This is a genomic window from Solicola gregarius (assembly GCF_025790165.1).
GTDB classification, from domain to species: domain Bacteria; phylum Actinomycetota; class Actinomycetes; order Propionibacteriales; family Nocardioidaceae; genus Solicola; species Solicola gregarius.
In genome coordinates this window covers 4,896,425-4,915,757 of sequence record NZ_CP094970.1, presented here as the reverse complement: position 1 = coordinate 4,915,757, position 19,333 = coordinate 4,896,425, and the positions used below count along the sequence as shown (strand labels likewise).

General features: G+C 66.4%; 21 protein-coding genes. 16 read left to right on the top strand and 5 right to left on the bottom strand.

The window, feature by feature from the left end:
- The first annotated feature begins 28 nt into the window (after positions 1-28).
- The gene (locus L0C25_RS23935) at positions 29-226 is read left to right on the top strand and encodes a hypothetical protein (protein ID WP_271634343.1); all 198 of its coding nucleotides are present in this window, start codon (positions 29-31) and stop codon (positions 224-226) included.
- Positions 227-677: 451 nt separating this feature from the next.
- Here L0C25_RS23935 and L0C25_RS23930 read toward each other — a convergent pair whose 3' ends face one another.
- Complete coding sequence (locus L0C25_RS23930) at positions 678-926, bottom strand: hypothetical protein (RefSeq protein ID WP_271634342.1); 249 nt, start codon at positions 924-926, stop codon at positions 678-680.
- Positions 927-1,021: 95 nt separating this feature from the next.
- On the opposite strand from L0C25_RS23930, the gene L0C25_RS23925 reads away from it, so the two are divergent.
- Together L0C25_RS23925 and L0C25_RS23920 are read left to right on the top strand one after the other, a co-directional pair.
- Positions 1,022-2,383, top strand: a complete 1,362-nt coding sequence (locus tag L0C25_RS23925) for a hypothetical protein (RefSeq protein ID WP_271634341.1) — start codon at positions 1,022-1,024, stop codon at positions 2,381-2,383.
- Entirely contained in the window at positions 2,380-2,901 is a 522-nt protein-coding gene (locus tag L0C25_RS23920; protein ID WP_271634340.1) for a 2'-5' RNA ligase family protein, read from the top strand. The genes L0C25_RS23925 and L0C25_RS23920 overlap by 4 nt, the downstream gene beginning before the upstream one ends.
- A gap of 2 nt (positions 2,902-2,903) precedes the next feature.
- On the opposite strand, the gene L0C25_RS23915 is transcribed toward L0C25_RS23920, so the two are convergent.
- The 3 genes from L0C25_RS23915 to L0C25_RS23905 form a co-directional block, all read right to left on the bottom strand.
- A complete protein-coding gene (locus L0C25_RS23915) occupies positions 2,904-3,452 on the bottom strand; it encodes a YciI family protein (protein ID WP_271634339.1) in 549 nt (182 codons plus the stop codon).
- Positions 3,453-3,486: 34 nt separating this feature from the next.
- Positions 3,487-4,737 carry an ATP-binding protein gene (locus L0C25_RS23910; protein ID WP_271634338.1) on the bottom strand — a complete coding sequence of 417 codons (1,251 nt, stop codon included), beginning with the start codon at positions 4,735-4,737 and terminating at the stop codon, positions 3,487-3,489.
- A gap of 112 nt (positions 4,738-4,849) precedes the next feature.
- Positions 4,850-6,526 (bottom strand): FAD-dependent oxidoreductase, encoded by a 1,677-nt coding sequence (locus L0C25_RS23905; RefSeq protein ID WP_271634337.1) that lies wholly within the window; start codon positions 6,524-6,526, stop codon positions 4,850-4,852.
- Positions 6,527-6,582: 56 nt separating this feature from the next.
- Between L0C25_RS23905 and L0C25_RS23900 the strand changes: the two genes are divergently transcribed.
- A complete protein-coding gene (locus L0C25_RS23900; RefSeq protein WP_271634336.1) occupies positions 6,583-7,068 on the top strand; it encodes a DinB family protein in 486 nt (161 codons plus the stop codon).
- Positions 7,069-7,098: 30 nt separating this feature from the next.
- On the opposite strand, the gene L0C25_RS24280 is transcribed toward L0C25_RS23900, so the two are convergent.
- Positions 7,099-7,392 (bottom strand): cupin domain-containing protein, encoded by a 294-nt coding sequence (locus L0C25_RS24280; protein WP_408641658.1) that lies wholly within the window; start codon positions 7,390-7,392, stop codon positions 7,099-7,101.
- A 248-nt stretch (positions 7,393-7,640) separates the two neighbouring features.
- Here L0C25_RS24280 and L0C25_RS23895 point away from each other — a divergent pair, with 248 nt between their 5' ends.
- The 12 genes from L0C25_RS23895 to L0C25_RS23840 all read left to right on the top strand — a co-directional run bounded on the left by L0C25_RS23895 (position 7,641) and on the right by L0C25_RS23840 (position 19,209).
- Positions 7,641-8,444: an IclR family transcriptional regulator gene (locus tag L0C25_RS23895; protein ID WP_271634335.1), complete on the top strand. Its 804-nt coding sequence runs from the start codon at positions 7,641-7,643 to the stop codon at positions 8,442-8,444.
- Between the two features lie 45 nt (positions 8,445-8,489).
- Positions 8,490-9,365, top strand: coding sequence for an ABC transporter permease (locus tag L0C25_RS23890; protein WP_271634334.1), 876 nt, complete (start codon positions 8,490-8,492; stop codon positions 9,363-9,365).
- A gap of 5 nt (positions 9,366-9,370) precedes the next feature.
- Positions 9,371-10,183 (top strand): ABC transporter ATP-binding protein, encoded by an 813-nt coding sequence (locus L0C25_RS23885; protein WP_271634333.1) that lies wholly within the window; start codon positions 9,371-9,373, stop codon positions 10,181-10,183.
- Positions 10,180-11,010, top strand: coding sequence for an alpha/beta fold hydrolase (locus tag L0C25_RS23880; protein ID WP_271634332.1), 831 nt, complete (start codon positions 10,180-10,182; stop codon positions 11,008-11,010). The genes L0C25_RS23885 and L0C25_RS23880 overlap by 4 nt, the downstream gene beginning before the upstream one ends.
- A gap of 1 nt (position 11,011) precedes the next feature.
- Positions 11,012-11,524, top strand: coding sequence for a (2Fe-2S)-binding protein (locus L0C25_RS23875; RefSeq protein ID WP_271634331.1), 513 nt, complete (start codon positions 11,012-11,014; stop codon positions 11,522-11,524).
- A 63-nt stretch (positions 11,525-11,587) separates the two neighbouring features.
- The gene (locus L0C25_RS23870; protein WP_271634330.1) at positions 11,588-13,954 is read left to right on the top strand and encodes a xanthine dehydrogenase family protein molybdopterin-binding subunit; all 2,367 of its coding nucleotides are present in this window, start codon (positions 11,588-11,590) and stop codon (positions 13,952-13,954) included.
- On the top strand, positions 13,951-14,961 hold the full coding sequence (locus L0C25_RS23865) for an amidohydrolase family protein (protein WP_271634329.1): 1,011 nt from the start codon (positions 13,951-13,953) through the stop codon (positions 14,959-14,961). The genes L0C25_RS23870 and L0C25_RS23865 overlap by 4 nt, the downstream gene beginning before the upstream one ends.
- Positions 14,958-15,860, top strand: coding sequence for an FAD binding domain-containing protein (locus L0C25_RS23860; protein ID WP_271634328.1), 903 nt, complete (start codon positions 14,958-14,960; stop codon positions 15,858-15,860). Before L0C25_RS23865 ends, L0C25_RS23860 begins: the two co-directional genes overlap by 4 nt.
- Positions 15,857-16,195, top strand: a complete 339-nt coding sequence (locus L0C25_RS23855; RefSeq protein WP_271634327.1) for an NIPSNAP family protein — start codon at positions 15,857-15,859, stop codon at positions 16,193-16,195. Before L0C25_RS23860 ends, L0C25_RS23855 begins: the two co-directional genes overlap by 4 nt.
- The gene (locus L0C25_RS23850; protein ID WP_271634326.1) at positions 16,192-16,929 is read left to right on the top strand and encodes an SRPBCC family protein; all 738 of its coding nucleotides are present in this window, start codon (positions 16,192-16,194) and stop codon (positions 16,927-16,929) included. The genes L0C25_RS23855 and L0C25_RS23850 overlap by 4 nt, the downstream gene beginning before the upstream one ends.
- A 41-nt stretch (positions 16,930-16,970) precedes the next feature.
- Positions 16,971-18,011 carry an ABC transporter substrate-binding protein gene (locus L0C25_RS23845; protein WP_271634325.1) on the top strand — a complete coding sequence of 347 codons (1,041 nt, stop codon included), beginning with the start codon at positions 16,971-16,973 and terminating at the stop codon, positions 18,009-18,011.
- Between the two features lie 64 nt (positions 18,012-18,075).
- Complete coding sequence (locus L0C25_RS23840) at positions 18,076-19,209, top strand: MFS transporter (protein ID WP_271634324.1); 1,134 nt, start codon at positions 18,076-18,078, stop codon at positions 19,207-19,209.
- Positions 19,210-19,333 lie beyond the last annotated feature (124 nt).

The following is a 19,333-nucleotide window of genomic DNA, read 5'->3' as shown; positions in this document are numbered from 1 at the left end:
TCCGGATCGGGGCAATGATCGGGGAGCCATGAGACTGACACGCAAGATGCGCTGTTCACTGCCATCGCCGCCGGAGCCGTTCAGTGACGACCTCAGCCCGGCACACGCCGACGACTCGGCCGGATCAGCCGATCTGCCGGACGGGTGGGTGCCGATCGGCTCGAACGTGGAGACCGGCATCACCGGGTGCATGTGCTGGACAACGGCACGTCGTCGCCGCCGGTAGCGACCAATCGCGTACGACGATCTTCGTACGTACGCCGAACGCCCGGAAGTGGAAGCGCGAAGGCCCGGGTGGGGCGATGCACCAACCGGTCATCGGTTTCGGACGGTCGAAGAGTGCTCGTCGTCTCGAACTGCTGGGACAAGTTCGACTCGTGGAACCGTGCGGACCTGTGGAGTCCGGGCGACGGTTGGTCGAAGCACAAGGTTCCCGATGCCGGGCCGATCTGGAGCGCAGCTGACGGCCGCCTCGGCTTCGGTCGCTCCGTCGCGATGCGCAACGGCAAGCGTGTGCGGCTGCCGAAGGCGCCCGTCAAGCCGATCGCGATGGCGGGAGCGAACAAGGGTGTGGTGTACGCGCTGGGCGCGGTGAAGAAGCGAATCGTCATCACCCGCTCGAAGGGTGGCGCGCGATGGTCGAAGCCGCACCTGGTCAGGAGGGCGAAGGACCACTATCAGGCGAAGCAGGCCAGGCTGGTCGCGACTCGTAGCGGCGACGTGGCGGTCGTGTCGTCGACGCGGGTCCTGACCCGCAAGGCGGGCAAGAAGAAGTGGTCGACCACCGTCATCCGACCGCGGGGCCGCCGCTCCTTCGACGAGTCGGTCGTGGTCGCTTCCGGGAAGCGCCGCTTCACCGCGAACTGGTCCGAGAGCGGAAAGAACGCAGACGGCAAGCGTCGCTGGTGGATCCGCTCCAGGAACATCGGGGCTGCCGGCAAGGCAGGGCCGATTGCCGACGTCGATACCTTGAGGTCGCTGGGCGGTGATGTTTACCCGTGGCTTCGCGCAGATGTCAACCATGCCGGCGATATCGCGCTCGGCTACGTCGCCAAGGGGAAAGCGCGTCGACGAGGCAGCGCTCGTCGTACGCGAGGACGGCGACTGGTCGGAGCCGATCACCATGTCGCACGACCTGGCCAAGAACGCCTCTGTAGGCATCGACGACGGTGGCTGCGTCGTCGGCCTGGCGGACATCGAGGAGGCCCCCGAGGCGATCGCGGGACCGAGTTGCTCCGTCGCGGATCCCGTAACCGACGACCGGACGCTGCTGCCGGCACCGACGCCGATCACGGGAGTGTCCAAGGGCGACGTGGTCGATGTGCGGGCCGCGCAGACCCAGGGCAGTACGCTGCACGCCGGCGTCACGGTGCAGATGCCCGGCTATCCGGGCCGTAAGCACCTCTACCTGACCAAGCGCAAGACCGACGGCACGAACACCGCCCTGCATCGCGTGAAGGATCCGACGGGTACGTACAAATCGTGTTGGTTCACGGCCCTGGAGCCGACCGGCTCGTCGGCGGTCGCCAGGTACAGCTGCGGTAAGGAGTTCGGGAAGCACCGGTCATACATGGCGAGCTGGAACCCGGGCAAGGGCTGGTCGAAGCCGGTGGCCGCGACGTTCAGCAAGGCGTACGGCGATCTCGACGGGAAGCTGCTCGTGCGCCGCAGTACGAAACGGTTCGGGCTGTACGATCCCGCGACGGGGAAGATCCGGAGCTTCCCGGCGCCGCCGGTCGCGCTGAACGTGCGGGTGGGCGTACGCCTGGGGGACGACGGCACCGTTCTCGCGTTCGACGACGGCAACCACTACGCGATCTACGACGGCAAGTGGTCGAAGAAGAAGCGCACGCCGCTGAACGGCTCGATGGACTACTCGACCGACTGGTACTACAACGGCGGAACGCTGGTCGCGTACGACGTCGGCGCGTACCGCATCCGCCGCGACGACGGTACGTGGACTCCGCGCCGCAAGACCAAGGGATTCCCCGACGTCACGGTGCTCTCGGACGGTCGAGTCGTCCAGGTGCAGGACGAGTCGTGCGATGGCGGGAGCCGAATCTCGTTGCGGGAGTTCGATCGCGACACCGGCAAGCTGCAGCCGGGTGCGACCCGGACGTCGTGTGGGCAGCTGTCGTATCGGTCGCTGCTGCTCGGCGACGACGGTGACGTACTCGCGACGGCGCACTCGGCGCTCTACCGCTACGACTCGGCGTACTACCTGTCGTCCGCGGATGCGCAGTGGTCCGACGCGTACGCGATGGACGAGACGGCGTTCGACACCGAAACTGCTCCGATCGGCGACCGCCGGTTCGCCACAACGGTGAACGACGTCCCGTACCTCGGCTCATCGGGCGTCGCCGTGTGGGACTTCGCACCGTGAGCGGGGGTCAGAGCGCGCTGATCGTCGAGGTGCCCGAGGCGGAGGCGGCGGTCGGCTCGCACCGTGCCGCGCTCGACGACTCCGCGGCGCTCGGCGTGCCCGCGCATCTCACCGTGTTGGTCCCGTTCGTGGACCCGGCCCGGATCGACTCGGCGACTCTCGATGATCTCGGGGAGCTCTTCGCGAGGTTCAGCTCCTTCGACTTCACTCTGACGCGCACCGATTGGTTCGGCAACGACGTGCTGTGGTTGGGATCTGAGGACTCGACGCCGTTCCGGGTGCTCACGGAGCACGTTCATTCCGCGTATCCGGACCACCCGCCGTACGACGGGGCGTTCGACGACGTCGTACCCCACTTGACGATCGCGCATGATGTCGAACCGGAGCGGATGCGAGCCGCCGAGCGTGCGGTGGCCGAGTCGCTGCCGATCCGCGCAGCTGCTCGGTCGGTGACCCTGATCGCGCAGACCACCCGCGGGGGACGCTGGTCCGAGCTGGGTCGGTTTCGACTCGCCTGAAGCTAGTCTGTCGGCCTGCCGCCGAACTGCCAGTTGTGCACCTCGACGTCTGCGTACCGATCGGCCGACAGCGTCGACCGTGCGGCGTCCGCGTCCGGTGCACGTACCAGCACGGCCGTACCCAGCCAGGTGTCGCCGTCGTCGGACAGCAGCGGACCGGCCGCGATCAGTTCGTCGGTGTCCTGCGGTACGTCGGGCGCGTCGGGCTGCGGTGCGCCGAGGCCGAGCACCAGGTAGCGATTGCCGCCCTCGCGGCCGCCGTGGAAGTCCCACATCGTGCGGCCGAGCGTGTTGTGCCATCGACGCACCAACACGTCCCGGTACGTGCCGGCCTGGTAGCCGGGCTCGTCGAACGCGAATGCCCTGGCCGCGGCGGGATCGGGCACGTCGACGATGTGCACGCTGCCGGTGGGGGTCTCGTCGATGAAGGTGGGTCCGCGGGCGATCAGCTGCGCGGCGTACCGGTCCATGTACGCCCAATGCTCCTCGACCAGCTCCTCGCGCAGGGACGCCGAGCCGGGACGATCACGGTGGTAGCAGAAGAACTCCATGCCCCACAGTCTCGACCATCATCGATCGGCAGTTTCAGGGACCGAGCGTTGAGATCGGGATCACGTGGACGCCGTCTTCGCGGCGGCCCGCGTACCCCGTGCCGGTGATGACGCCCAGTACAGCGGGCTCGCCATGCTTGCTGCCATCGATGATCGAAGCGAATCGCAACAGTGACGCCGCCGCAACATCGACATCGCGCGGGTTGAGCTTGATCTCGAAGGCTCCCCACTGGCCGCCGCGCAAGCGGACGATCGCATCGATCTCGTTACCGTTGGAATCACGCCATGAATCGACGACACCGCCCAACACCTGCGCGTAGATCCTGAGATCGCGAACCGCGAGGGCCTCGAAGTGAAAGCCGGCCGCCCGAGGGTCGGCGAGGAGGTCAGCGGTGCCCACGTCGAGCGCTGCCACGCCGATCGATGGGTCAACGAAGTAGCGCACAGGTGCAGTACGCAGCCGTGCACGGGAGCGCATGTGGGGGCGCCATGCCTCGGAGTTGTCGGTCAGCATGAGCCGGTCAAGTGCCGTCATATAGCCGTACAGCGTCTCGTTGGCGACCGCGCCGGCTTCGCCGCCGACGTCCTTTGCGAGCTCGCTGAGCTTGACCGCCTGGCCGACACCGCGTGCTAGTGCCGCGAGTAGCCGTTTGAGATTTCCTGGACTGCGACGGTGACCCATCCCGGGGATATCGACCTCGACTACCTGTTTGAGGTAGGAACGAAGCCAGGTGCGCGCGAAGGCTTCGTCCTTGCCGATGAGCTGCGGCCAACCACCAACCACGATGCGTCGGAGAAGCTCACGGAACTCGAGCGCCGTCCCATCGCCGGTCTGCCGCTCACCATTGAGAAGGGCAGTAAGCGACACGTCGCCGGTTGAGTGACCGGACTCGACCAAGCTCATGGGCCGCATTCGGACAACCGCAAACCTGCCTGCACCCGAATGCGTGTCGGCGTTGTCACGTGGCGTTGCTGACCCAGTGAGGATGAACAGGCCAGGCTCGCCACGGTCGTCGACCTGGCGACGAGCTCGGTTCCAGATCGTCGGCTCCAGTTGCCACTCGTCGAAAAGGATCGGGGGATCGCCGGCGAAGAGCGCGGCCGGATCGAGTGCGACGAGCGACCGTGCGGCTTGATCGTCATCGAAGCGGATGATCGAGTGCGCATACTGTGACGCCGTGGCTGTCTTACCGCACGCCTTGGGACCCTCGATCAGCACCGCGCCCATGACCTCCATATGTGCGGCGAGCTCGCCGTCGGTGATTCGGGGGACATATCTGGGCATGCGAGAAGTCTAGTGTTTGCATACGCAAGGATCTAGTGATTGCATAGATCTTGTTCGACCTTTTGCAGGTGCCCCGATCGACTGTTTGCATTCTGAATCCGCTCGATACGCGTCAAGGCGTCGTGACGTCGGCCGCGCTGGCCAGCCATCGGTGCACCTGCGGGACGACCGACGATCCCTCACCGCTCGCGGCGGCGACGCGTTTCATCGAGCCGGAGCGGATGTCGCCGACGGCGAACACTCCGGGCACGGTCGTGGCCAGGTCGACAGGTGGCAGGCCGTCCGTCCAGGCGTGCTGCGGCACGTCGCGGCCGGTGAGGACGAATCCGCGGTCGTCGAGGGCCAGCGCGTCCGGCATCCAGTCGCACTCGGGAGTCGCGCCGAGCAGCAGGAACAGTCCCTGCGCGCGTACGGTGGCGCGTTCCTTCGTGCGGGTGTCTTCGAGGCAAAGCCACTCCAGGCCGGGGTCGCCGCCACCGTCGATGACCTGGGTGCTGGTCTGCACAGTGATCCGCGGGGTGTAGGCGATCTCGCCGATCAGGTACGACGACATGGTCTCTTCGAGGCCTTGCCGACGTACGACGAGCCGGACCGAACGAGCGAAGCGGGCCAGGTGGATCGCCGCCTGTCCGGCGGAGTTTCCGCCGCCGACGACCACGACGTCTTGGCCCTCCAGGTCGCGAGCGGCCGTCAGCGCAGCGCCGTAGTTGACGCCTGCGCCCACCAACGCCTCGAGCGGTTCGACCCCGAGCTTGCGGTACGTGACGCCGTTCGCGATGACAACGGAGCGTGCGCGGATCTCGCCGCCGTCCGTGCTCACCACATGCGGCGACCCGGGCCGCAACTGCAGTGCCGGCCACCCGGTGAGGAACTGTGCGCCGAACCGGATCGCCTGGTTGCGAGCACGCTGGGCGAGCCGCATCCCGGAGATGCCACGCGGGAAGCCGAGGTAGTTGCGGATCATGGAGCTCGTACCGGCCTGGCCGCCGATGGCTCCGGTCTCCAGGACCACCGTCGACAGCCCTTCGGACGCGCCATACACCGCGGCGGCGAGTCCGGCCGGGCCGGCGCCAACCACCGCAAGGTCGACGGCGTCGCCGACGTCCACCTCGTCGGGCGCGCCGTAGATCGACCGGGCGACGTCGCTGACCGTACGAGGAGCGATCGGATCGCGCACCATCGACCACACCAGCGGGAAGTCGACATCGGGCGGGAACCTCTCGCGTACCCGACGGCCGGCCTCACTGTCGGGGGCGTAGAGCCGGGTCGGCATTCCCATCCGGTCGAAGAAGTCACGGATCTCGCTGGTGAGCTGGGACTGCGGCGCACCGATGATCTTGGCCGTGATCGCCTCGGGATCGGGAACCGTCGATCCCCAGTCGGACAGCAGGTCGGTGATGGCGTTGTGGAACTCCTCGTCGCGCGGCCCGCGCGGCATCAGCAGGTACGCGTCGTACTTGCCCTTGGCCATGCCGTGCCGGAGGCCGGGCGCGTCGCGCGTGAAGCGTTCGCTGGGCGCGATGATGATACGGCGGGCGGTCGGCGTAGCCGCTCTCCATTTCGCGAAAGCCCCCAAGATGTGCTCGTCGGGCAGTACGGAATCGGTCGCGTACAAAGCGATCTGGATGCCGTCGGACTGCAGCTGCTCGGTGATCTCCAGCACCTGCGCACTCGACTTGGCTGGCCGCAGGTCGTAGTCCCGCTCGTACCGGCCGAACTCGTCGACCAGCTGCTGCGCGTACTGCTCCGATGCCAGCACGATCGCCGGCTTGGGCGCGGTTGATTTCATGACCTTCAACGTACCCGCCTTCGCCAGGGACGCGGTCGATCCTTGATACTCACGTGGTGAGCGTTCCCAGCACAGCGCCCTGGACAGCCGACCTGCGAGCACGACTCGATGAGCTGCTCGACGAGCATCGCGCGATGCTGCACGACAGCCTCGACGGCCTCACCGAGGAGGAGGCACGCCGCTCGCTCGTACCGTCTCGTACGACGCTGCTCGGACTCGTCAAGCACGTCACGTACGTCGAGCACGTCTGGTTCAACCAGGCGCTCACTGGCCGAAGCCTGAAGGACATCGGCGCGCCGCCGACCCCCGACCGCTCGTTCATCCTGCGCAAGATCGACACGATCGAGAGCATCCGAGCCGCGTACGCCGACGCCTGCGCCGAGTCGCGGCGCCTGGCCGCGGATTTCGCCCTCGAAGACGAGGTGACCGGGCGCGGCCCTCGTTCCCTGTGGGCGATCTACACGCACATGCTCCGCGAGCTCGCCCAACACTGCGGCCACGCCGACATCCTCCGCGAGCAGGTCCTCGCCGCTCGCCGTTGACCTTCCAACTGACCAGCCATCCGCGCAGGTTCATTCCGTGAGGTCGGGGGACTGCTGATCCGTGAGGGCGAGAATGACCGAGTCGTTAGCAGGGCCCGCGATCGAGCCCGCAGGGTGACGCATTGCGAGCATCGCTCGTACCGGTCCCGCGCTTTCGCATGAATACACGTGGGGACCGTCGGCCGCGAACGATACGAAGTCACCCGCTTCGAGCACGACCGCACAGTCTGTCGGCCCGACCTTGAGCGTGCCCTTGCTGACAAGGACGTTCTCGAGGCCGGCATGGCCATTCGAGATGTATGGCCGGCGAGGCCGTGCCGTCATGTCATGGAGCTCATCGGCATCGGGCGTTCCGGACGTGCAGCGATGGACGAAGCGCGGATCCAGGTTCGGACAGGCATAGAGCTGGGGCGGCGCTCGTCCGTCACGACACGGCCTTCGGGCGGAGCGGCTTTACGAGCCCAATGTCGAGCGCGGCGCGCGGCGCCCGGGTCGGTGCGCTCCTCTGACGCCGTCTCACATTTCGTCTGCCTCCGTTGACAATGAAACAAGGATCCATTTATGTTCTCGAAATGGAACAGCGATCCAAAGTTAATGTCACCGACCGAACCCTCAACATCCTCGAGGCGTTGGCACGGTCCGGCTCATCGCTGAGCTTCAAGGAGCTGTGCGAGGTCGACGACACTCCGAAGGCGACGATCAACCGTCTCCTTCGGACGCTCATGGAACGTGGGTATGTCACGCGCGACAGCGCGAGTCGCTATTCCGCCGGCGTTCGCTGCTTCGAGTTGGGAAGCATGTGGGCGCAGAACCTCGACGTACGCTCCGTCGCAAGCCCGCATCTGGCCAAGCTGAACGCGGCGTCGATGGAGACGGTGCACCTCGGCGTCTACGAGAGCGGCGACGTGGTGTACATCGATCGGTTGGAGAGCCCACAACAGGTCATCGCCAAGTCGTACGTCGGACGCCGCTGCCCGGCTACGTGTGTGGCGACGGGCCGGGTGCTGCTCGCGTACAGCGATCACTCCGAGGTCGCCCGAGTCCTGGGCGAGCCGCTCCCACGCTTCACGGATCGCTCCATCGTCGATCCCGACGAGCTGGCCGAGCTACTCGCGCAGATCCGCGTCGACGGCTATGGCGTCAACCGGTGCAGTTACCGCGACGAGGTCAGCGGAATCGCAGCTCCTGTACGCGACCACACCGGAAGTGTGGTCGCCTCGGTCGGGCTCTGTATGCCCGACCACCGCTTCTCCACCGATCGGTTCGACCACCTGCGCGAGCTGACCCTGGAAGCAGCCGTCGAGATCTCCCGAGCACTGGGCGGCCCGGCCGACGTCGTCACCGCCGACGCGCGCGTCGCACAGCCCACTGGTTGAGACCTCGGTCTCGAACCTTGCAACGACCACCCCTGAGGAACAGATATGTCCGCACTCGAAGCTTTGGCGAGCCCTGCCCCGAAGGCTGCTAAAGAGCCTGTCTGGAAGCGTTTCGCCGACCTCAAGATCGTCGTCCTGATCGGTGTCTTCCTCATCGTGTGGAAGATCGCCGCCACAGTCGTCGGCGGCTACAACGTCCCGCAGATCTCCGAGGTCACCTCGCATATGTGGGAGACCGTCACCAGCGAAGACGGCTTGACGAACCTCTTCACGACGCTTGCGCGAGTGGGCTTCGGTCTCGCCTGCTCCTTCGTCGTCGGCACCGCTATCGGGCTGCTCACCGGCGCCAACCGGCTCGCGGCCGGATACCTGCTGCCCGTCGTCCGGTTCATCCAGGGCGTTCCGTCGCTGTCGTGGGTGATCATCGCGGTGATCTGGTTCATCGACGTCGAAACCCGGGTCTTCTTCGTCATGCTGCTCGTGACGCTCCCCGGGTTCGTCCTCCAGACGTACGACTCCTACCGCGCGATCCCCGCCGAGCTTCGCGACATGGCGAGGTCGTTCCGCCCGTCACGCTGGGCCCTCTTTCGTGAGGTCACCTTCCCCTCGATCACGCCCGGCCTGTTCACCGCGTGGAAGGTCAACCTGGGCCTCGGTATTCGCATGGTCCTGATCGCCGAACTCGTCGGGGCCACGGTCGGTGTCGGCTCGCAGCTGCTCACCGCCCAGCAGCTGTTCGACATGGCGGCCGTCGTCTCGTGGACCTTGCTCTTGGCGATCTGCATGTTGATCCTGCAGGCGGTGATCGACGGGATTGAGGCGTACGTCCTGCGCTACCGCGCCGTGCCGATGCCAGCGGCGACTCGCCAGACGAATGTCAGCGAGATCGCGCCCGCCACCGAGACCGCGAAGGTGAAGTGAGTCAGATGAGTGCCAACCCAGTCGCCGAACACAGCATCATCCAGTTCGACCACGTCCAGAAGTCCTTTCCCGGTCATCAAGCGATCAGCGACCTCGACTTCACCATCGCCCGCAACGAGATCGTCTCCGTGGTCGGCGTCACCGGCTGTGGCAAGTCGACGATGTTCAACCTGACGCTCGGTCTGTTCGCCCCCACGCAAGGCACGGTTCGCGTCCAGGGCCACGACCCGTACGCCGAGTTCGACTGGTTCCGACGCAAGGTCGCCGTGGTGTTCCAGGATGCACGGTTGCTCCCGTGGCGTACGGCGCTACAGAACGTCTGCGTCGGGATGAAGTTCGCCGGAGTCGAGAAGTCGGAATGGGAGCCGCGGGCGCGCGACTGGCTTGCCAGGCTCGGGCTTTCCGGACGCGAGGACTCGTACCCCCACCAGTTGTCGGGAGGACAGCGTCAACGCGTATCGCTGGCGCGGGCGTTCGCCGTCGATCCCGAGCTGATCCTGTGTGACGAGTCGTTCTCGGCGCTCGACGAGATCACGGCGAAGAACCTACGAGCCGAGTTCGTCGAGCTTGTACGCAGCGGTGGGAAGACCGGTGTCGTGATCACGCACAACATCGGCGAGGCACTTTCCCTGGGCAACCGGGTGCTGGTCCTTCGCGCTCCCGGTCACCTCTCGGACGACGTCGGTATCCCCGCTGATGCGTCGGATGCCGATCGGGAGGCCCTGCGTACCAGGATCCTGGCCGCGATGGAGCCAGCAGGGAGCGGCGACGTCGGGCCGAGCGGCGCGCTCACCACCGCCGGTAGGTCTGCCTCGTGACGGTGGAAGAAGCCGGCCGTTCGACCGAGTACGCGCTCGCCTATCGAGAGTACGGAGAGCCCGCTCAGCCGACGATGGTGCTCCTGCACAGCCTCGGCACCGACGGACGAATGTGGCACGACTGTATTGATGCCTTCGTGAAGGCGCACCGTGTTGTCGTTCCTGATTGCCGTGGACACGGCCTGTCCGACGCGTCCCCAGACGCATCGGTGGAGCACTGGGTCAATGACCTTCATGGGCTCCTCCAAAAGATCGATGGCTACCCGGTTCTGCTTGTCGGTGTCTCCTTGGGCGGCATCCAGGCGATTGCCTTTGCCGCGATGCACCCGGCGCTCGTGTCCGGAATCGTCGTCGCGGACAGTTTCGCTTCTCTTCCGCGCGACATCTCCGAGGCAAAGATCCGTACGCTCGTCGAGCGTGCGACCTCGGCGCCGATGCACGTGGTTGCCGACGAGTACATCGCCGACACTTTCGAGTCGCCGGTTCCTGCCGGAGCCGAGTCGGTTCGTCGCGCGATCGCCGAGATGGACGCGGCAAGCTACATCGCCGCGGTCCGGGCCTGCTTCGGCGTAGACATCGATGACGAACTCGCTCGCGTCCAAGCACCGACACTCGTGCTGTGGGGCGACAGGGACAACAAGACACCGCGGCCCCTCTCCGAGAGGCTCGTCGACGGGATCTCTCAGGCGGAACTCCAGGTCGTACCGGACTCCGGGCACCTGTCGAACGTCGATAACCCCACGGCCTTCGCGCACTTCGTGTCCAGCTTCAGCAGAGATCGCCGCGAAGCACGATCAGAACCACCGAACTCCGCAGAAGAGGTCTGATATGGCTCGCCAGTGTGAAATCGCCGTCGAGGTGAACGGTGAGCAGCGCCCCGCTCGTGTGCCCGCTCGTACGAGCCTCGCCGACTTCCTCCGAGACGACCTCGGGCTGACGGGCACCCATCTCGGGTGTGAGCACGGGGTATGCGGTGCGTGCACCGTGTTGTTGAATGGCCAGCCCGTTCGCTCCTGCATCATGCTCGCGGCTCAGGCCGACGGGCAGGCCGTCACCACCATCGAGGGTATGTCCGGGCCGGACGGTGAGCTCACCGAAGTGCAGGATGCGTTCTGTCGTACGCACGCGTTGCAATGCGGCTTCTGCACGCCCGGCATGGTGCTCGCGGTCCAGGCGCTCGTCGACCGGAACGACCAACCGTCGCGTGAGGAGATCGACGACGCCATCGGTGGCAACATCTGCCGCTGCACGGGCTACGTGCAGATCCGCGAGGCCGTGGAGCAGGTGGTCGCGGGCCAGGCCGGAAAAGCCGCACTCACGGCGGACGGTGCTGCCCGATGACCGCCCCCACCGATACTCCGAGCGAGCCGGCCGACCACGTGTACCTGTCGAAACCGGCTCGAAGTGCGAGAGGATCGCCGGTTCGTCACGGGCAACGGCCGGTACGTCGCGGACATCACGCCGCCGGAGACCGTGCACGTCGGCCTTGTGACGAGCCCGTTCCCGCACGCGCGCATCGTCAGCATCGATGTCGAGCAGGCATTGGAGCTTCCTGGCGTGGTGACGGTTCTGACCGGCGCCGAGCTGGCGAAGTCGACCGAGGCGCTGCGCCAGTACCTCGACGTACCCGAGGTCCAGTGGCGGCCGCTGGCCGTCGAGTCGACGCGATACGCAGGGGAGTGGGTTGCCGCGGTCGTTGCGACGTCGCGGGCTGTCGCGGAGGACGGTGCCGAGCTCGTCGACGTCGACTACGAGCCGCTTCCATTCATCCTCGACCCCGAGCGTGCCGCGCAACCAGACGCGCCACTCGTCCACCCGACCCATGGCACCAATGTCATGGCGAAGCGCGAGTTCGCGTGGGGGCCGGTCGACGAGAACCGCGCGCGTGCCGCATCGTCGGTTTCGGTACGTACGCGATGGAACCGCAACTCGACCGTGCCGCTGGAAACCTTCGGTGTTGTTGCGTCATGGGACCCGCATCGCGAGGTCCTGGACGTGTGGGCGTCGATCCAGATGCCGCAGTTCCCCGACCAGCTGGCCGATGCGCTCCGGATCCCGACGAATCAGGTACGGGTGCATTTCGACGTCGACGTCGGGGGCAGCTACGGAGTCAAGCGTGGCATCAAACACGGTGTGCTCGCTGGCTTCCTTGCGCGCAAGCTCGGCGTGCCGGTGAAGCTGATCGAGGACCGCAGCGAGAACATGCACGGCGGTGACTTCCACGGCCCCGATCGGGTGTTCGAGGTCGAGCTCGCGTACACCGACGAGGGGGAGTTCACCCACATCCGGCTCGACGTACTCGATGACGAGGGTGCGTACCCGGGTCGTTCGCCGCTGCAGCTGGCCAAGCCGATCGGCGCGATCGTCGGGCCGTACAGCATCACCAGCGCGGAGTACAACGCGACTGCCGTCACCACCAACAAGACCGGCCAGGTGGCGGTGCGCGGGTTCGGCCAGTCGCCGACCAACTATGCGATCGAGGCCGCTGTCGATGCCGTGGCACGTGAGCTGAGCATGGACCGGATGGAGCTGCGGCGCCGCAACTTCATCCGGGCCGACGAGTTCCCGTACCGCATCCCCAGCGGGACCGAGTACGACTCGGGCGACTACGACGCTGTCCTCGACCGTGCCATCGAGATCTCGGAGCTCCCCGCCCTGGCCGAGGAGCGCGACTCACTGCGTGCGAGCGGACGCCTCGCCGGAATCGGCGTTGCCGCATGTCTCGAGCCGGGCGGTGGCAACGCGATCTTCGAGAACATCATGAACCCGAAGAACGACAAGTCCACGTTCCCTGAAGCTTGTCGGATCCGTGTCGACGGAGCGGGCGCGGTCACGGCGATCATCTCGATCTCGTCGGCCGGTCAGGCGCACGAGACGATGGTTTCCACCCTCGTGGCCGAGGAGCTCGGCGTACCGCCGGAGCAGATCGCGGTCGTACGCGCCGACTCGTTGTCCGGCTTCCCTTCGCAGAGTCCGGTCGGCAGTCGCATGACGATCGTGCTGGGCCGCGCCATCAACGGTGCGGCGACCGAGCTCAAGGACAAGCTGTGCGAGATCGGTGCACGCGCACTCGATCTCGAGCGATCCGACGTCGAGTACCGCGATCGATCGGTGGTTGCTGTCGCTGACCCGGATCGCTCGCTCGGCTGGGATGACCTGGTAGCGATCGCCCATCGCAAACAGCACCTGATGCCACCCGGCGTTCAGCCCGGGCTCGAGGTCGTCCATGTCGCACACACGCCGCGGTCCGGCACGCTGACCGCGCCGGACGGCACGGTGCAGCTCTATCCCTGTTACTCGTTCGAGGTGCACGTCGTACTCGCGGAGATCGACCCGCGTACGGCGAAGGTGGAGTTGCTGCGCTACTTCATCGCCCACGACTGCGGCACGGTCGTCAACCCCGATGTCGTACGCGGAATGGTGTACGGAGGCACGGCGCACGGCATCGGCGTCGCGCTGTACGAGCAGTTTGCGTTCAATGACGACGGGCAGCCGCTCACGCAGTCCTTCATGGACTATCTGCTGCCCAGCGCACACGAGGTCCCCGACATCGTCGACGCCGAGCAGTGCACGCCGTCGCCGTTCACATCGCATGGGCAGAAGGGTGTCGGGGAGGCCGGCTACATGGGCGCTCCGGCGGCAGTGGCCGGAGCGGTCAACGATGCGCTCACCGCTCATGGAGCTGCGCCGATCCACTCACTGCCCATCAAGCCAAGCGACATCTGGACCGTACTTCAGCCGGTCCGACACGACTCGAAGGACCGCTCGTGACTGACTCTTCTACGTACGCAAGCGATGCTGTCATCGACGTGCACGCCCACCTGGTGCCGATCGACGTGCTCACCGCTATCGCCGGAGGCGACACCCGCTTCCCGAACATCGAGGTGACGCCGCACGAGGCCACGTACCGGGTGGCGTTCAACGGTGGGGCACCGACACGTCCCATCGCGCCAGGGCTTTCGGATCCTGTCCGTCGCACCGCCTGGCTCGACGAGCACGGCATCGACGTGCAGGTCGTCGGCGGGTGGCTCGATATCTTCGGCTACCAGCTTCCCAGCGACGAGGGTACGGAGTGGTCCTCGGTTCTGACCGACGGCCTGCGTACAGCAGCGGCACGTGATGAGCGGCTCGTCGTACTCGGGACCGTGCCGCTGCAGGCACCGAACCAGGCCGCCGAGCTGCTTCGCCTGCACCACAAGGCAGGGCTGCCCGGCGTCATGGTGGCGACGCGTGCTGCGGGACGCGACCTCGACGACCCGGCGTTCACGCCGTTCTGGGAAGCCGCCGACGAGACCGGGGCGGTCATCTCCTTGCACCCCGGTTTCGGTGGTGCGGGGGAGCGGTACAACGACTTCGGCCTCGTCAACGGCTTGGCGCGTCTCGAGGACACCACCGTGACCCTCGCTCGACTCCTGTACGCGGGAATCCCGGCTCGGTACGCGAACGCGAGGATCCTGGTGGCACATGCCGGTGCGGCACTTCCGTACGTACTCGGCCGGCTGGTGCAGAACCACGCCGTCAATCCGGACTCGACCGCGGATCCGTTGGAGTCGTTCTCCCGACTCTACTTCGACTCGGTGGTCTTCGACTCCGATGCGCTGCGTTTCCTGCTCGGCAAGGTCGGCGCGCAGAAGGTGCTCCTCGGTTCCGACTACCCGTTCCCGATCGGCGATCTCAAGCCCCGCAACGTGATCGAGGCCGCGGAGTTGGATGCAGAGGCCCGCGTACAGGTCGAAGGCGGGAACGCGCGGGAGCTTTTCCTAAGGGCGCGCCGATGAAGCCCGTCGACTTCGACTTGCACCAGCCGACGACCGTGGCGGAGGCTACAGCTCTGCTTGCGAAGTACGGCGACGAGAGCAAGGTGCTGGCCGGGGGCCAGAGCCTGATCCCACTGCTCAACTTCCGACTTGCGCGACCCGAGCACCTGATCGACCTCGGCCGGATCGCATCCCTGACGACGGTGCATCGCACCGCCGATGAACTGTCGATCGGAGCGATGGTCACGTACGACCGTGCGCATCAGTCGACGGCCGTACGCGAGGCAGCGCCCTTGCTGGCCGAGGCTCTGCCGCACATCGCCCATCGTGCGATCCGGGCGAGGGGCACGGTGGGCGGCAGTGTGGCGCACGCGGATCCCGCTGCCGAGATGCCGGCGGTGACCCGGGCACTCGATGCTGTGCTCGTCGTCGCCGGACCACAGGGGCGGCGTGAGATCGACGCCTCTGAGTTCTTCCTCGCCAACCTGGTCACGGTTCTCCGCGATGACGAGTTGCTGGTGGAGATCCGCCTGAAGCCTGCTCCCGCTCGTACCGGTGCCGCGTTCGATGAGGTCGCCCGTCGCCGCGGCGACTTCGCCCTCGTGGGCGCGGGCGCGCAGATCACGCTCGCAGCCGACGGAACCGTCGAGCAGGCACGCATCTGCATCACCGGCGTCGAACGTACGCCGCACCGTGCGACAGAGGCCGAGTCACTGCTCGTCGGCTCGCGTCCCGACGTACGCACGATCGAGGCCGCGGCGGCCCGCGCCCAGGCCGGCGTCGAGCCGACGGGCGACCTGCACGCCACCGCCGACTATCGGCGCGATGTCGCCGGCGCTCTCGTCGAGCGAGTCGTGACCGAGGCGCTCGACCGCGCCGCCCAGACCATGTCCCCATCGCTTCAGGAGAAGTCCGCATGATCTACGAACTTCGTGAGTACGTCGCCAACGACGGCGCAGAGACCCAGGTACACGATCGGTTCCGCGACGCCACGCTGCCGTTGTTCGAGCGGCATGGGCTGAACGTCGTCGGATTCTGGACCGATGAGGCCGACCCGACGCGGATCCTGTACCTGCTCAGCTTCACCGACAGCGACGCGCAGGCGTCAGCCTGGCAAGGCTTTCAGCAGGACGAGGAGTGGAAGTCGGCGAAGGCCGACTCGGAGAAGAACGGCCCGATCGTCGCATCGATGACGAGCCGCAACCTCCAGCCCGTCTCGTACTGGACGGCCGATGATCAGAAGGCAGCACGATGATCGAACTCCACCACCAGTTCCGCGTCTCGTTGCCGGTCGAGGACACCTGGGACCTCCTGCTCGATCTGCCGAAGGTCGCACAGTGCTTGCCGGGCGCGAGCCTCAACGATGTGGTCGAGGGCGAGTACCGCGGCGGCTTGTCGACGCGGATCGGCCCGATCAGTGCCAAGTACCGCGGCGTCGCCTCGTTCAGCGAACGCGACGAGATTGGCCGCCGCGCCGTGATCGAGGCCAGGGGAAGCGAAGAGAAGGGCAGCGGCTCTGCCAGTGCTCTGATCACGGCCTCCCTCAAGCCCGAAGGCGCGCAGACACTGGTCGACGTGTCGACCGAGCTGGCGATCAGCGGCCGTGCGGCGCAGTTCGGCCGAAGCCTGCTCAGTGAGGTGAGCGACTCCCTCGTCAAGGAGTTCGTCAATCGCCTGGAGGCGATGATCGAGCAGGGTGCGAGCGGTGCTGGGGAGCCGCTGGCTTCTGTTGGCCAGCAGCCGATCCGGGCTTCGCAGGCTCCCACGACTGACATGGGGTCGGGCGAGCAGCTCGACGTCATGCGCACGGTCGCGTTGCCGCTCCTGCGCCGTGCCGCTGCGCCGGCGGCTCTGGCGCTCGCCACTGGCGTCGTCGGCGTACTCATCGGCCGGCGCAGTCGAGGCGGACGTGGGAGCCGCATCGGCCGGATCCCAGTGACCTACGTACTGCCGTATCCGACGGAACGGTCAACACCAATCGGGGGCTGAATCCATTGGTAACCCGGTGGGCGCCGAATCCGGCGTCCACCATGCACAGAAGTGAGGACATCGTGCCCCGCAACCCACTCAGCAACATCGCCCGGCTCCAGTTTCGCAAGCATCGTGCCCCCGCCGTCGTGGGCGCGCTTGCGCTCGTGTCGGCGGTGAGCCTGACCGCCTGCTCTGGATCGGACGCGACCGAGGTCAAGGTCGTCGCCTTCCAGGCGCCGTCTCTCGGCGCATTCCTGCCCGCCGTCATCGAGGATCAGAAGCTCGATGAGGACAACGACATCAACATGACCTTCACGTACGCGACGCCGGACAACTACAACACGGAGTTCGGCGCCGGACACTACGACGTCGGCGCGAGCGCGGCGCTGCTCTCGGAAGGTCTTCGTACGGAACGCGACTCGGACGTGACGTACCTGTTCAACCTGTTCGACTTCTACGGGACGGTCGTCACCCAGGAGTCCGACATCAAGGCGCTGCCCGACCTCGACGGCAGGACCCTCGCCGCCGCGACGGGTACGACGAACTTCGCGATGTTCCAGTGGTTCGCGGAGAAGGAGGGGCTGTCCCTCGACAATGTCGAGACGCAGAACCAGACGACCGCGGGACTGTCGACGATGGCGCAGACCGGGCGTACCGACGCGACCCAACTATGGGAGCCCGCGTACTCGACGCTCGTGGAGAAGAACTCCGACATCGAGACGATCGATCTAGACGCCGCGAAGTGGAATGCCGAGTTCGGAACCGACGAGATCCCCTACCTCGGGGTGGCGGCACAGTCTGACTGGGCCGACGATCATCCCGATGAGGTCCAGGCGATGTACGACACGTACAAGGCCGCGGCCGACTGGACGATGGAGAACCCGGAGGACGCGGCGGAGATCATCGCCGCCGAGATCCCCGGAGGGGATGCCGGCGTGATCCAGGACCTGATCGAGAACAACGATGAACGGCTGCGGATGAACGTCGTGCCTGCAAGCGACGTCTCTGCCGGCATCGCATCGGTGTTCAAGGCCGGGCAGGAGACCGGCTATCTGACGAAGACGCCGCCAGACTCGGTCATCTACGACGGCTTGAAGTGATCCGGCCAGGCCGGTCTTGAAGTCGAGACGGCCGACCCCGTGGTTCGTGGCACCGTACCTCGCCATGGCCATGGGTGTCGGCCCCTTGACGCACTACGCTCTCGCGGCGCTAGGGCCGTTCGTCGTAGACGACCTCGATCTCTCGGTCGGACAGTACGGTCAGCTGTGGTTGGTCGTGTTCGCGGCGGCGAGCGTGGCAACCACCGCCGGCGGTTGGCTTGCCGACCGGATGGGCCTCCGTGGTCTGTTCATCGCGACCTTCGCGGTGTCGGGGCTCGCAACCATAGGCGCGGCGTCGGCTGCTGGGTTTTTGGTCTTGATAGTGGCGCTCGTGCTGTCGGGAGTCGCGCAAGCACTGGCCAACCCGGCGACGAACCGCTACCTGCTCGAGCGGGTGGACCCACGTCGACGCGGGTCGATCTTGGGCATCAAGCAGTCCGGCGTGCAGGCGAGTCAGCTGATGGCGGGACTCCTGCTTCCCCCACTCGCAATGTGGTGGGGATGGCGGAACGCCCTTGCCGTGTGCTGTGCCGTCGCCATCGTCGGAATACTTGCAACCGTCCCGGCGACTGGCGGACCTGGGCCTCGTCGTAGCGCAACATCGTCAGGGTCGATAAGGCATGGCCCGGAGGTCGCGTGGCTGTTCGTCTACGCCTTCGCGGCCGGTGCCGTCGCCCAGGCGACGAACGTCTACCTTCCCTTGTTCGCGCACGTGGAGCTCGACCTGTCTGCATCGACGGCCGGGCTGGTTGTCGCCGTTCTCGGTGGCGTCGGCGTGGTCGCGAGATTCCTGTGGGGGAGGGGCGTACAGGATGTTCGCGACCTTCGTACGCCCATGAGCTGGCTGTCTGTGATCACGGTCATCGCGCTCGTCGGGATCATGCTCACTGAGCAGGTCGGTGCCTGGTTGGTCTGGCCGGCCGCCGGGCTCTTCGGCTTCAGTGCCCTTGCCGCCAATGTCCTCGTGATGGTCGCCGTCCTCAACGTCACTCCCGCCGACTCGATCGGGCGCGCCACGGGCCGGGTGTCGCTCGGCCTGTTCTTGGGCTTCATGTGCGGCCCGCCCTCAGCAGGGCTCGTCGTTGAACGTCTCGGCTACCCGGCCATGTGGATGATGCTGATGGCGATCGGTGGCTTCGCAACCGTCATCCCCCTGGCATGGAGGACGAGGACCCCGCACCTGGTCGCTGCTGCTTAACGAACGTGTGGTCGGCGAATGCGAGCCGATGCGAAGAGGTCCACGAGCCCGCCCGGTGAGAACCGTGGCTCATATCCTTACATTCACGAGACACCTGTGAAAGGATCACTACGTATCCTTTAAT

Coding starts and splice junctions, on each gene's coding strand:
- L0C25_RS23935 (WP_271634343.1), top strand. CDS start 29: ATGAGACTGACACGCAAGATGCGCTGTTCACTGCCATCGCCGCCGGAG.
- L0C25_RS23930 (WP_271634342.1), bottom strand. CDS start 926: ATGTTCCTGGAGCGGATCCACCAGCGACGCTTGCCGTCTGCGTTCTTT.
- L0C25_RS23925 (WP_271634341.1), top strand. CDS start 1,022: ATGCCGGCGATATCGCGCTCGGCTACGTCGCCAAGGGGAAAGCGCGTC.
- L0C25_RS23915 (WP_271634339.1), bottom strand. CDS start 3,452: ATGGAGTTCTTCTGCTACCACCGTGATCGTCCCGGCTCGGCGTCCCTG.
- L0C25_RS23910 (WP_271634338.1), bottom strand. CDS start 4,737: ATGCCCAGATATGTCCCCCGAATCACCGACGGCGAGCTCGCCGCACAT.
- L0C25_RS23905 (WP_271634337.1), bottom strand. CDS start 6,526: ATGAAATCAACCGCGCCCAAGCCGGCGATCGTGCTGGCATCGGAGCAG.
- L0C25_RS24280 (WP_408641658.1), bottom strand. CDS start 7,392: ATGACGGCACGGCCTCGCCGGCCATACATCTCGAATGGCCATGCCGGC.
- L0C25_RS23895 (WP_271634335.1), top strand. CDS start 7,641: ATGGAACAGCGATCCAAAGTTAATGTCACCGACCGAACCCTCAACATC.
- L0C25_RS23890 (WP_271634334.1), top strand. CDS start 8,490: ATGTCCGCACTCGAAGCTTTGGCGAGCCCTGCCCCGAAGGCTGCTAAA.
- L0C25_RS23885 (WP_271634333.1), top strand. CDS start 9,371: ATGAGTGCCAACCCAGTCGCCGAACACAGCATCATCCAGTTCGACCAC.
- L0C25_RS23875 (WP_271634331.1), top strand. CDS start 11,012: ATGGCTCGCCAGTGTGAAATCGCCGTCGAGGTGAACGGTGAGCAGCGC.
- L0C25_RS23860 (WP_271634328.1), top strand. CDS start 14,958: ATGAAGCCCGTCGACTTCGACTTGCACCAGCCGACGACCGTGGCGGAG.
- L0C25_RS23855 (WP_271634327.1), top strand. CDS start 15,857: ATGATCTACGAACTTCGTGAGTACGTCGCCAACGACGGCGCAGAGACC.
- L0C25_RS23850 (WP_271634326.1), top strand. CDS start 16,192: ATGATCGAACTCCACCACCAGTTCCGCGTCTCGTTGCCGGTCGAGGAC.
- L0C25_RS23845 (WP_271634325.1), top strand. CDS start 16,971: ATGCACAGAAGTGAGGACATCGTGCCCCGCAACCCACTCAGCAACATC.
- L0C25_RS23840 (WP_271634324.1), top strand. CDS start 18,076: ATGGCCATGGGTGTCGGCCCCTTGACGCACTACGCTCTCGCGGCGCTA.